This window comes from Desulfopila aestuarii DSM 18488, assembly GCF_900143695.1.
In the GTDB taxonomy this organism is placed as follows: domain Bacteria; phylum Desulfobacterota; class Desulfobulbia; order Desulfobulbales; family Desulfocapsaceae; genus Desulfopila; species Desulfopila aestuarii.
Genome location: NZ_FRFE01000002.1, coordinates 28,752 through 42,569 on the forward strand (window position 1 = coordinate 28,752; position 13,818 = coordinate 42,569).

Sequence of the window (13,818 nt, forward strand, 5' to 3'; positions counted from 1 at the left end):
CCTCTTAGAGAGGTTGAGCCTGTCTTTCACCAATAAAAGCCACTCCAGGTGTCGGCTTGACATTACCTCTTCGGAAGGCATAAACTGTAGACGTTTAAAAGAAAATGAGCGTTCAAACGTCGCCGCCCAAAACCTCACATGTAAATTCTCACCATTTTTTTCATCCAGGTGGAGGGGCACTTTTTCCCGAAGGTTATTTGCTCAGACTATCCTCTGCAAAATACTGTTGAACAATCTCACAACTTGGGATGTGCATGACTGATCATCTATGTGCAGGCTTACAAAGAATTGACAATGACGTCACTGTATTGAAACGCACGCAAGAGCAACGGGCAACTGAGCGCGACCTGCTGAGGATCTGTCATCTGGCCGAGAACGTGAACAGCCTGATGTATCAATTGGTCGATTTTTTCCAAACATTGACCAGATGTGAAGCTGTTGCTGTACGCTTGAAGCAAGGCGACGACTTCCCCTATTATGAATCCAGAGGCTTCCCTAAAGCCTTCATCAAGGCTGAAAATAGCCTGTGCGTCCGCGATCCTTTCGGCAACATTCTCCGCGACAACCTTGGCAATCCGGTGCTTGAATGTATGTGCGGCAATATCCTTACCGGCCGTTTTGATCCAACCAAACCCTTCTTCACCCACAGCGGGAGTTTCTGGACCAACAGCACCTCAGAGCTGCTCGCCACCACCAGTGAAGATGATCGTCAGGCAAGGACACGCAACCGATGCAATGGTGAAGGGTACGAATCGGTAGCATTAATACCCTTACGAATTCGGCAGACCACATTTGGTCTTTTCCAATTCAACGATCCCCAAAGAAATCGGTTCAACCTGAGCTTGATCAAACAACTCGAGGGGTTAGTGGATTATGTAGCCCTGTCCTTATCAAAACATTTAACAGATGAGGAGCTGCGAAACTCTGAAGAGAAATATCGGCTTCTTGTAGAGAATGCCCAGGAGGCTATTATTGTCGTCCAGGACAACCGACTCGTACTGGTCAACCCGAAAGCGATGACGATGAGCGGTTACACTCACGATGAATTGACGGCCGGGTCATTGGCTTCTTTCATCCACGAAGATGACAGGGCAATGGTTGCCAGGCACAACCGCAAATGGTTGACACAGGGAGAGAAAACCTCGTCCTATTGTTTCAGGATCATCTGTAAAAATGGTGACATCAAATGGATGGAACAGAACTGTTCAAGGATAATCTGGAATGAGAAGCCAGCCACCCTTATTTTTCTTAACGATATCACTGAATGGAAAAATGCAGACAAGGCCCTGCAGACAACCCTCGCCGAGAAAGAAGTTCTGCTGCGTGAGGTACATCACCGGGTCAAGAATAATCTTGCCGCCATTATCGGCCTTTTTGAACTCCAGAGACGGATCATGGTTGATTCGTCAACTCGAGACACCCTGGCGGTACTCACTTCCAGGGTTCGAGCGATGAGCCTCGTCCATGAAAAACTCTATCGCTCGGATTCTCTTTCTGAAATCGATTTTCAGGAATATCTCCAATCTCTTGTATCACATCTGCGAACATCTTTCGGCTCTCCCAACATCTGTTGTGAAATAGACGCTCACGGAATACGAATGCCACTTGATCTCGCTGTCCCCTGCGGCATGATTATCAACGAACTGGTCACCAACTCACTGAAATACGCATTTCCCGAAGGGCGTGCTCCACATGATGCTGAACTCTGCAGAATCATGATATCACTTGTTCTTGAGGATGGCATTTTCACCTTGTCCGTTGCAGACAATGGCATCGGTTTAGATCCGAAATTTGATTGGAGCCAGGCTCAAACCCTTGGTCTGGTCCTGGTTCGTATGCTCGGTCAGCACCAGCTTGCCGGCCGTTATTCCGTCGACCAGACAGCAGGCACTCGGTTTACCCTCACCTTTTCCATTCGAGACGAGAGAAAATCCTATGAGTAAAGCTTCTATTCTCATTGTTGAAGATGATGGAATTTTAGCATATTACCTGCAGGACACGATTTCAAGACTAGGCTATTCCGTTGCAGGGCCACTGGCATATGGGGAAGATGTCGTTAACTTTCTCACAAACAATCCTGTTGACCTGGTTCTGATGGATATCGAACTGGCAGGCGAAATGAATGGCATCAGTGCTGCAGAAAGTATTCGAGACACATTTGACATTCCCATCGTCTTTCTCACCGGATTTTCCCATGATCCCCTGCTGGAAAAAGCTAAAATTGCAGCACCATACGGATACCTCATCAAACCGGTACCCGATCGAGAACTGGCGGCCACCATTGAAATGTCACTCCATCGCCATAGGATGGATCGCAAACTCAAAATAAGCCAGCTTGCCCTGCAGAAAAGTGAAGCCAAATACCGCGATCTTTTTGAAAACTCCCCTTTAGGTATCTTTCGAACAACCTTGGACGGTAAGGTGCTGGCCGTCAACAAGGTCATGGTCGAAATTCTCGGATGCCGGTCTGCCGAAGAAGTCATCAATAGCTACAACGATATTTACATCCAGCTTTGTGCCGATCGCAACCGGCGGCAGGAATTTATCGACGAGATAACAGAAAAAGGTTCGGTTAATAATTTTGAATTTGCAACAGGGCCAATACACGGCCAACATCTCTGGCTGTCGACCAGCGCAAGATTACAACCCGGTGACAATGGTGATAACCAAGCCGACGAGTTGGTTATCGATGGGTTCGTCATCAATATCACTGCCCGTAAACATACGGAAGAACTGCTCTTTCAATCAAATGCCATCTTACAGGCAGCCATGGACCAGAGTCCGGCAGGTATTGCCATCGCGGATGCTCCGGATGGCAGGCTCCGCTATGTGAATAATGCAGGCTTACGTATTCGCGGCGGAGACAGCCATTCCATCGTCGATGAAGTAGGGCTCAATGAATATGTCTCCAGTTGGCAACTACTCGATCTCGATAGACGTCCCTTGAAAACTGAAGAGGTGCCACTGGCAAGAGCGATTTTGTTTGGCGACACCTGCAGTCGGGAATTCATAGTCCGGCGATCAAATACCGATGATCGCATCGTCGAGGCTAATGCTGCTCCTGTACGCGACAAAAATGGTGCAATACAAGCAGCTATTGTGGTCTTTACCGATATTACTGAAATCAAAAAAGATAAAGAAGAACGGAAAATTCTTCAGAACCACCTTCTCCAGGCCCAGAAAATGGAGGCCATAGGCACTCTGGCCGGGGGCATTGCCCATGATTTCAATAACATTCTTGGTGCAATCATCGGTTATGCCCAGATGGCAAGGGATGATTGCGCTGAAGGGTCAACAACAGCAAGCGACCTGGATCAGGTAATCAAGGCAGGACACAGGGCGAAGGATCTGGTCAAACAAATTCTTACCTTCAGCCGCCAAGAGGAAACACAGCAGGTTCAGCTTCTGCCGACAACCATTGTTAAGGAAGCGGTTAAACTCCTGAGATCCTCACTTCCATCGACTATTGCCATTGTGCAGGATATCGAGCCCCATATTGAGCATATTTGGGCTGATCCAACCAAAATCCTGCAGATCATCATGAACATCTCCACCAACGCCTTTCACGCGATGGAAGAGACCGGTGGAACCCTCACCATTGCATTGAAGATGAAAGTTCTTTCCCAAAAGGATCTCGCGGGATTCCCTCATTGTCGATCGGGCAACTTTGTCTGTCTCTCTATTGCCGATAGTGGTTCGGGAATACCCGATGGGATTAGGGAAAGGATATTTGAACCGTATTTCACCACAAAAGATGCCGGTAAAGGCACCGGTATGGGCCTTGCCATCGTCCACGGTATCGTCAACAGTTATGGCGGTTGTATCAGATGCCACAGTCAGTTGAACAAGGGGACGGTCTTTCATATCTATCTCCCGGCGCTTGAGGAAGAGGTCCATTCCGACCCCAAACCAATCGAAACAGCTCCACAAGGCTCAGAGCGTATTCTTTTTGTCGATGATGAAACCATGCTTGTGGAGATGTCCCAAGTTATGTTGAGAAGGCTCGGCTACGCTGTCACAGTTCGAACAAGCAGCCTGGACGCTCTCAATACGTTCACCGACCATCCCGATTCCTTTGATTTGGTGATCACCGATCAGACAATGCCAGGCATGACCGGCATTGAGTTGGCACGGCGAATGTTGCAAATTCGTCCTGACATACCGATTATTCTCTGCACAGGATACAGCAATATCATCTCTGAAAATACGGTCAAAGAAGCAGGCATCAAGGGTTTTATCATGAAACCTTTGGATAAAACTGAAATTGCGACACTTGTTAGAAAAGTACTCAGCGGAACCCTTGTAGAGTAAAAGCTCCGTCGTTCTCAACCTTAAACGATTTTCAACGTATATAATTTTTCATTTTTTTCATCATATTTTCATGAATACAGACACTCATTATCTCAAAAGGGAGTTGTACTCCCTGGTCCAGGAGAACAGTTCTATCTTTGATTTCCTCCAAAAAGGCTCCTTGGATGGCTTATGGTACTGGGATCTTGAGAAACCTGAACATGAATGGTTGAGTCCCCAGTTCTGGGAAATCCTTGGTTATGATCCATCTGAGAAAAAACACTTAGCAAGTGAATGGCAAGATATTATTTTTCCTGAAGATCTTGAAGTCGCACTCGAGAACTTTCATCAACATTGTGCCGACCCCAAACATCCCTACGACCAGATCGTCAGGTATACGCATAAAAATGGTTCAACTGTCTGGGTGCGTTGCCGTGGTATTGCAATACGCAATGGAGCAGGTAAGCCAATCCGAATGCTTGGGGCACATACAGATCTGACGCAATTTAAACAGGCCGAGGAACAATATCATGATTCTATGACCTTGTATCAGGACCTTGTAGAGACATCTCAGGATCTGATCTGGCAATGCGACACCAAAGGGAGATACATTTATCTGAATCCTGCCTGGGAAGATGTCTTTGGCTATACAATTGAGGAAATGCTCGGGCAAACCTTTACAACGTTTCAAGCTCCCGAATACGCCGAAAAGGACTGGTCTGAATTCCAGCGACTCATGCAGGGCAACACCGTCAAAAACTGGGAAAGCGTTCATATTGGTAAAGATAGCCAGCCGATTCATTTAGTCTTCAATGCAAAATGTGTTGTCGATAAAGAAGGCAATATTACCGGAACGCGTGGCACCGCATTTGACATATCCCAAAGATATTTTACTGAAAAGAAACTCCAAGCAAACAAAGAAAATTATCACAACCTGTTCGAGAAGATGCTCGATGGTTTTGCTCTCCATGAAATCATATGCGACGCATCCGGTGCGCCTGTTGATTACCGTTTTCTGAACATTAATCCAGCCTTTGAAAAATTGACCGGCCTCAACGGTAGCGACCTGATAGGTCGCACAGTTCTCCAGGTGATGCCGGCTACGGAGCAACACTGGATCGATACGTATGGCAAAGTTGCCTTGACCGGTGAAGCTATTGTTTTTGAAAATTATTCACAGGAACTGAAAAAACATTTTAAAGTGACAGCATATAGGCCAGCGATAAACCATTTTGCCTGCATTTTCCAAGATGTAACGCCGATAAAAAAAGCTGAGGAGAAGCTTAGAGAAACTCTCGAATTCAATCAACTGGTTATAGATACCTCAACAATCGGACTCATGGTTTTCAAAGAATCCGGCCCCTGTATACTAGCGAACCCAGCTGCTGCCAAAATTTTCAAGACTTCAGAAGAACAGCTCCTGTTACTCGATTATACGAAAATGGATTCCTACAAAAGAACCGGGATCCTGGAAGACATGGAGACCGTTCTAAAATCCGGAAAGACTCTTCAACGGGTAGTACATACCGTAAATACCTTTGGAAAAGAGGCATGGTTTGACGGCAGTCTTTCCTGCTTTGAAATAGGTGGAGAAAAACATCTTCTTTTCCTGTTCAACGATATATCGGATAAAAAAAGACTTGAACAACAGTTGGTGCAACGACATGCTGAATTTCAGGCGATATTTAATTCAATAACCGATGCCATCGTCTTTGTGGATCTTGATCGACGAATCATCAGAGTTAATCCTGCCTTTGAGTTGACTTTTGGGTATGCCTTTCAAGAAATTGCAGGAGAGACGACGCAATTTCTTTACGCCAACCATGATGAATATTTCCAGCAGGGGAAAATTCGTTACAATAAAAACAGGCATAGTTCACATCCAATATATGAGATAGAATACAAACGTAAAGACGGAACATTCTTTTCAGCAGAAACCCTTGGTGTTCCGGTAAATGACGACAATGGTCAAACAGTCGGCTTTTTAAGTGTTATTCGTGATGTAACAGAACGTAAAGCGGCTGATAAAGAAATCAAGGAAAACGAGACGCGTTATCTTGCATTATTCAATTCTATCAATAGCGGTGTTGCCATCTATAAACCCGTTGATAATGGCAATGATTTTATTTTCGTCAACATCAATGAAGCTGCTGAAAAAATAAGCCATATTAAAAAAAGAGAGGTGTTAGGAAAACATTTACTGGACATTTTTCCTAATATGGCAAAGGCCGGACTCCTTGACGCATTGCGGCAAGTATATAACTCTGGACAAAGCTTAGATATACCTGAATTTTATTATAGTGATCAATATCGACAAGGATGGCGGAAAAATTTTATCTACAAGCTACCATCAGGCGAAGTCGTGCAAATCTATAACGACATCACTGAGCGCAAGCAAGCCGAAGAGGAGCTCTCAAGACAAAAACAACTTTTCGAAACCATGTTTAATACAATTCCAGATGGAGTTGTTATTACCAACGCAAACCGTGAAATACAACTTGCTAACAACGGGGTGAAACACACCTTCGGGTATAATCCAGATAAACTGCTGGGTAAATCCACTACGCTCCTCTATGCCAATGACGACTGTTATCGCCAAGCCGGCGCAGCTGTTTTTGCTCAAAATTCCCAGAAACAAAGTGATCGATTCATCACGTATTATCGCAAGAGAAACGGCGTGGAATTTCCCGCTGAAACTTTCGGAGCCAAACTCTTTGACGAGAACCAGCAATGGTTGGGCAACCTGGCAATAATGCGTGACATCACAGAACGTCTACGACAGGAAGAGGAAGGAAGGGTCTTGCAAAAACAACTGGCACAGGCGCAGAAAATGGAGGCAATCGGCGTCTTGGCTGGAGGAATTGCACACGATTTCAATAATATCCTTGGGGCAATCCTTGGGTATGCTGAAATGGCTCATGAAGACTGCCCACCTGATTCCGTGTTGGCTGGAGATATTGAGCAAATCATAGTTGCCGGCAAAAGGGCCAAAGATCTCGTCAGGCAAATCGTCGCATTTAGCCGTCAATCCGAAATTGAACGGATTTTGATCCAACCAGTAATAATTGTTAAAGAAATAGTGAAACTCCTCAGGGCCTCATTGCCGACAACGATAGCCATACAACACGATTTAGAGTCAAAACCCTGGCTGATCGTTGCCGATCCAACTCAGATTCATCAAGTGCTGATGAACATTTGCACGAACGCCTTCCATGCGATGGAAGAAACCGGAGGGACCATCACTATCTCTTTAAAAAATATCACGCTGGAAAGACAGAATATTGTAAATGAAAAAAATGTTCTTCCTGGTGATTTCGTCAAATTGTCCATCAGGGATACCGGACCCGGTATTTCACCTGCAATTCAGGCAAAAATTTTTGATCCTTATTTCACCACCAAATCCGTCGGCAAAGGAACTGGTATGGGTCTCGCCATTGCTCACGGCATAATCAGCAGCTATGGAGGGTTCATTCGCTGTAATAGCAAGATCGGCGAAGGTTCTGTTTTTGACATTTTCATCCCGGTTGCTGATCATGCCGAGGCAGTAGACGAATCTGAGAGTCCACTTCCCACCGGCAGCAAAAATGAACACATTCTCTTTGTTGACGATGAGGAGCCGCTGGCCATAATGGCCAAGACCATGCTTGAAAGACTCGGTTATCATGTAACGGTACGGACAAGCAGCCTCGAGGCACTTGCCACTTTCAGTAACGATCCTGATGCATTTGATCTGGTAATAACCGACCAGACAATGCCAGGGATGACCGGTTTCGATCTTGCTCGAAGAATGCTGCAGCTCAGACCATTACTACCTGTTATTCTCTGTACTGGATTTAGCACGGTTATCTCCGAGGAAAAAGTCAAGTCTGCCGGTATAAAAGGATTTGCAATGAAACCAATCGAAAAGAAAGAAATCGCCTCACTTATCCGTACAGTACTTTCCGGTCCGTCTCAGACCGATTGATCGATACAGGATGAAAAACGGATAAGGCAATTCTCCTCGGTTAAGGAGAAAGTGGCGTCATATTATTAGAGCCAATCGCAAACGTTTGCAGTAACATTGGCAACCACTTTGATCCAATGTATTAAGGTTGCGACATCATGTTTAGAGCCACTATCACAGATATTGCCCGAGAATTAGGGCTATCAGCCTCCACGGTTTCCCGTGCCCTGCACGACCATCCCGACATCAGCGAAGCAACGAAAACGAAAGTCAAAGAGATAGCTGCACGTCTGGACTATTTTCCTGACAGTATTGCTCAGGGCTTCAAGAAACAACGCACCAGCACTATCGGCATCATTGTTCCTGAGATCCAGCACCACTTTTTCTCTTCCGCCATCAGCGGTATCGAGGATCTCGCTTATAACGCAGGGTTCACCATCATGGTCTGCCAGAGCAACGAAGACTATGAGCGGGAAAAACTCAACCTGCGGGCCATGGTTTCCAACAGGGTTGCCGGACTGCTGGTGTCCCTCTCCCAGTCAACCATGGATGTCAGCCACTTCGATATCTTGAAAAAACGCAAGATCCCCGTAGTCTTCTTTGATCGTACCCATGAAGACTTAACAGGAAGTCAGGTAAAAGTTGATGACCATAACGGTGCGTATCAACTTGTGAGCCACCTTATCGATAGAGGCTACAAACATATTGCCCATATCGCTGGCCCGTCGAATATCCTCATCGGTCGGGAGCGGGAATGTGGCTACCGCGACGCGCTGATCGATCGGGGCCTGACAATAGATGAGTCCCTCATTGTCCGCGGTGGATATCGTAACAGCGACGGCACCCATGGGGCGGAAAAGCTCCTTGCCCTCCCCAAACGTCCCGACGCAATTTTCTGTGTCAACGACCCTGTGGCGCTTGGTGCGTACTTGGTCATCAAGCAACAGGGGTTACGCATCCCCAATGATATCGCCCTGGCCGGATTTTCCAACAATCCGATCTCCGCGCTTATCGAGCCGCCACTCACCACCGTTGATCAGATGTCCTATGACATCGGCAAAAGTGCTGCCGCTCTGCTGCTTGAACAGATCGAGAAAGGGGTCGACAACGTCTCCCCCGTTATTCTGGTGAAAAAGACCAAACTCATCATACGGAAATCCACATAATGGATCAAAATAGCAATACACTCCATCCCCACCGGAGATATAACCCGCTTACCGGCCAATGGCTGTTGCTCTCCCCCCACCGCACCCAGCGGCCATGGCAGGGCAGAACCGAGGACGCAACCATCAGCCAGCCCCCGGGATATGACCCCACCTGCTACCTCTGCCCCGGCAACACCCGCATGGGCGGAAAGAAAAATGAAGAGTATGCCAGCACTTTTGTCTTCGATAACGACTTCAAAGCATTAACGCAGTGTACCCAACCTTTTCAAGAAGACGAGGACGGGCTGTTCCGTTCCGAATCCACTGATGGCACCTGCCGGGTCATCTGTTTTTCCAGAAATCACAACCTGACCCTCGCCCAGATGGAGGAAAAAGACCTGTTGGCGGTGATTGATATCTGGAAAGCACAGATGATTGAACTGAGCAAAAAATACCGATGGGTCCAGATTTTTGAGAACAAGGGCGAGATCATGGGTTGCTCCAATCCGCATCCCCACGGCCAGATCTGGGCCAGTGACTATATCCCCGAAGAGCCTGCCAAAGAAGACCATTACCAGAAAGTCTATCTCCAGCAGCACGGCAAGAACCTGCTGGTGGAATATCTGGCACGGGAAAAAGATAAAAGGGAACGTATCGTTGCTGAAAACGATCAGTGGCTGTGCGTTGTTCCCTACTGGGCCACCTGGCCCTTCGAGGTGCTGCTCGCACCTCTTCACCCCACCCGGCGGCTGCAAGACCTGGATGATGCCCAACGACAAGGGCTTGCCGCCATCATGAAAGAATTGCTGGTAAAGTACGACAATCTCTTTTCAACCTCTTTTCCCTACTCCATGGGCTGGCATGGTGCTCCTGCCAACAACGGGAACAACGACCACTGGCAGCTGCATGCCCACTATTACCCACCGCTCCTGCGTTCGGCGGACATTAAAAAGTTCATGGTCGGCTATGAAATGCTGGGATGTCCTCAGCGGGACATCCTGCCCGAAACGGCGGCGGAAATGCTCCGTAACCAGTCGACAACCCATTATTCAATGAGGAGAAGATAGGGTGCGCGCTGAAAATCCTTCAACCATACTTGAGCAGGAACTGTCCCGTCAGTTCAAGCAACATTTCGACAGTATCCCCGAATTGGTGGTCACCTCACCGGGTCGGGTCAATATCATCGGCGAATATACCGACTTCAATGATGGTTTCGTCCTGCCCATGGCTATCGACCGGTCCTTGATGATGGCTATAAAAAAGCGGACCGATGACCTGATCAGGGTTTACTCAACCGAGTTCAATGCTGAAATTTCATTTACTTCATCTTCACTGCGAAAAGGTGAATTCAGCTGGGGTGAATATATAACCGGCTGTATCTGGGTACTGCAGCAGATGGGTCACACTCCATGTGGATTCGACATGGTTATCACCGGCAACATTCCGGTCGGCGCCAGTCTCTCATCCTCGGCAGCACTTGAGCTTGGTATTCTCCGGGCCGCAACCTATACCGCCGGAATAGACTGGCAACCCATGAAGATGGCAATACTTGGCCAACGCGTTGAAAACGAGTGGGTCGGCATGAACTGCGGCATCATGGATCAGGCCATCTGCGCCTGCGGCCGGAAAGACCATGCCCTGCTCATCGACTGCCGCGATCACTCTTCCACACTCTGTCCTTTACCGAAGAAAAGCACCATCATCATCCTCGACACCGGTACCAGACGAGGGTTGGTCGATTCCGCCTATAACGAGCGAAGAGCACAGTGTTTCGAGGCTGCCGGTAAAATGAATATCGCCTATCTCCGCGATGGTAATGAAGAGATGCTGGAGCAGTTTCGCCCACAACTGTCGCCGCTTGCCTACCTGCGGGCCAAACACATTATCCTGGAAAACGATCGGGTTTTGCAGGCCGCAAAAGCAATGCAAAACGATGCAGGACATGAACTGGGAAGGCTGATGTATGAAAGCCACTGCAGTCTGCGCGACGATTTCGATGTGTCGGGGACGGCATTAAACACAATGGTTGAGTGTGCAATGGAACATTCCGCCTGTCTTGGGGCCAGAATGACCGGGGCAGGATTTGCTGGTTGCGCCGTTGCCCTGGTGGAAAAAGGTCGGGAGAAAGATTTTGTCGAAGAGGTGAGCAGCGCATATGCAGCTCGAATGCAGACCGAACCGCGGCTCTATGTCTGCCAGGCTGCCGACGGTACTGGAATTCAACCGTTCGATCAGGAACTCGTGGAAAAATAAGTCCCCGGGTAAAACTACAATGTGATCACGAATGAATATCCTCGACCAGGTCACCGTCCTTCGAGCATATGGTCAGATGCAGCGTACAAACCGATAAAAGATATCCCACATAAAAAAACCCTCCAACCTGGCAATACAGGATGGAGGGCCGAATCAACAGTATTTTGTAAATCTCAATATCGGTAGGCTGTCTCGCCATGACTCGTGGTATCGAGGCCTTCACGCTCCTCTTCCTCACTGACCCGCAGACCAATGGTCATATCAATCACTTTATACGCGACGACTGACACCAGGCCGGACCACACCAGAGTAAGCACAACACCCCATAACTGGCTGATCATCTGTGCTGAGGTAGAATATTCGGCAACCTGATTTGCCACATAATCATAGACACCCACACCACCCAGATCCGGGTTAGCGAAGATGCCGGTCAAAAGCGCACCAAGGATACCACCGACACCATGCACGCCAAACACGTCTAGAGCATCATCGGCACCCAGCATTTTTTTCAGGCTGTTTACACCCCAGAGGCAGACTATACCGGCAAGAAGACCGATAACTAACGCCCCGCCAATACCGACCCAACCACACGCCGGGGTAACAGCAACCAACCCGGCAACAGCTCCGGAAGCTGCGCCAAGCATGGAAGGTTTACCCTTTAAGACCCACTCAGTAAACAGCCATGAGAGCGCGGCAGCAGCAGTGGCGGTCATGGTGTTGCCAAAGGCCAGCGCCGCCAGACCTGTGGCCTCAAGATTTGAACCCGCGTTAAACCCGAACCAGCCAACCCACAATAACGAAGCGCCGATCATGGTCATGGTCAGACTGTGCGGGGCCATTGATTCCTTGCCATAGCCCACCCTTTTGCCAACCATAAAAGCGCCAACAAGACCAGCTATAGCGGCATTGATATGGACAACAGTACCGCCTGCAAAGTCAATCGCCCCTTTCTGAAACAGGAATCCTGCTGTTGCACCAGCTTTAGCAGCGGCGTCAGCATCGGTATAGGCATCAGGTCCGGCCCAGAACCACACCATATGGGCCATCGGCAGATAGGCAAAGGTGAACCAGATAACAATAAACCCCAGTACTGCAGAAAATTTCATACGTTCAGCAAAGGCCCCGATTATGAGAGCCGGAGTAATCGCCGCAAAAGTTGCCTGAAAGAAGATATAGACAAATTCAGGGATAACCACCCCTTTACTGAAGGTGGCTGCCACAGAATCGACGGTGACTCCTTTGAGGAAAATCTTACTGAAACCACCAATAAAAGCATTACCCTCAGTAAAGGCCAGACTGTAGCCGTAAATTACCCATAACACGATGCACAATGAAAAAACGGTGAAAACCTGCATAAGCACCGACAGCATATTTTTGGTGCGAACCAGGCCGCCATAAAAGAGGGCGAGGCCGGGAATAGTCATCAGGGTGACCAAAAGAGTGGCCACGATCATCCAGGCGGTATCGCCCTTGTCGGGTACTGGCACATCGGCACCGAAAGCGACGCCAGCACAGCTCAGCAGCAATAGTGTCAGGATAGGCGTCAGAGCAGCAGCAGTTTTATTCATGGCAAGTCTCCCCTTTCTTTCAGATTGCATCAGATCCCGATTCTCCGGTACGGATTCGGATAACTTCCGCCAGATCGAAGACAAATATTTTACCGTCACCGATTTGGCCGGTATGTGCCGCCTGTTTGATTTTTTCAATGGCCAGCGCATACTGGTCATCGGTTACGGCTGCCTCAATCTTCATTTTAGGCATGAAATCTACCAGATACTCAGCGCCTCGATAAATTTCAGTATGGCCTTTCTGACGGCCAAATCCTTTCACCTCGGTTACCGTCATGCCATTGACACCGGCTGCAGAGAGTGCCTCACGGACCTCGTTAAGCTTAAAGGGCTTGATTATTGCCGATATGTATTTCATCTCTCCTCCTTTTCCCATGCTATATTGACAACCATTCCAACCACCTGCCATCGCTCTTTGGTTTGCAAAACTATTGCCAGGCGACCAGGCGTTTTTTTTGTTTATATTTACAGGGTATTACCTGTTGAGGATCAGGATATATCACCACCCTATTTGCATATTTTATTACTTTATTGCAATTTCATTCGTATAAAATCTACATTATTGTATCATCTTGGCCTGCATTTTACAGGTCTTTAAAAACGATTTCCCCTGAAAACT

Annotated in this window: 8 protein-coding genes; 6 read left to right on the top strand and 2 right to left on the bottom strand. The window is 47.8% G+C overall.

Going from position 1 to position 13,818, the window contains the following annotated elements; genetic code table 11:
- Positions 1 to 254 precede the first annotated feature (254 nt).
- From BUF15_RS01920 to galK, 6 genes are all read left to right on the top strand, one after another.
- Positions 255 to 1,943: a sensor histidine kinase gene (locus tag BUF15_RS01920; RefSeq protein WP_159441198.1), complete on the top strand. Its 1,689-nt coding sequence runs from the start codon at positions 255 to 257 to the stop codon at positions 1,941 to 1,943.
- The gene (locus tag BUF15_RS01925) at positions 1,936 to 4,311 is read left to right on the top strand and encodes a hybrid sensor histidine kinase/response regulator (protein WP_073611772.1); all 2,376 of its coding nucleotides are present in this window, start codon (positions 1,936 to 1,938) and stop codon (positions 4,309 to 4,311) included. Before BUF15_RS01920 ends, BUF15_RS01925 begins: the two co-directional genes overlap by 8 nt.
- A gap of 70 nt (positions 4,312 to 4,381) precedes the next feature.
- Positions 4,382 to 8,254, top strand: a complete 3,873-nt coding sequence (locus BUF15_RS01930) for a PAS domain-containing sensor histidine kinase (protein WP_073611773.1) — start codon at positions 4,382 to 4,384, stop codon at positions 8,252 to 8,254.
- Between the two features lie 137 nt (positions 8,255 to 8,391).
- A complete protein-coding gene (locus tag BUF15_RS01935) occupies positions 8,392 to 9,399 on the top strand; it encodes a LacI family DNA-binding transcriptional regulator (protein WP_073611774.1) in 1,008 nt (335 codons plus the stop codon).
- The gene (locus tag BUF15_RS01940; protein ID WP_073611775.1) at positions 9,399 to 10,445 is read left to right on the top strand and encodes a UDP-glucose--hexose-1-phosphate uridylyltransferase; all 1,047 of its coding nucleotides are present in this window, start codon (positions 9,399 to 9,401) and stop codon (positions 10,443 to 10,445) included. Before BUF15_RS01935 ends, BUF15_RS01940 begins: the two co-directional genes overlap by 1 nt.
- 1 nt (position 10,446) lies before the next feature.
- Complete coding sequence (gene galK / locus BUF15_RS01945; protein ID WP_200802310.1) at positions 10,447 to 11,631, top strand: galactokinase; 1,185 nt, start codon at positions 10,447 to 10,449, stop codon at positions 11,629 to 11,631.
- A 173-nt stretch (positions 11,632 to 11,804) separates the two neighbouring features.
- Here galK and BUF15_RS01950 read toward each other — a convergent pair whose 3' ends face one another.
- Positions 11,805 to 13,199: an ammonium transporter gene (locus BUF15_RS01950; RefSeq protein WP_073611776.1), complete on the bottom strand. Its 1,395-nt coding sequence runs from the start codon at positions 13,197 to 13,199 to the stop codon at positions 11,805 to 11,807.
- A gap of 19 nt (positions 13,200 to 13,218) precedes the next feature.
- Positions 13,219 to 13,557, bottom strand: coding sequence for a P-II family nitrogen regulator (locus BUF15_RS01955; RefSeq protein ID WP_073611777.1), 339 nt, complete (start codon positions 13,555 to 13,557; stop codon positions 13,219 to 13,221).
- Between the last annotated feature and the right edge of the window lie 261 nt (positions 13,558 to 13,818).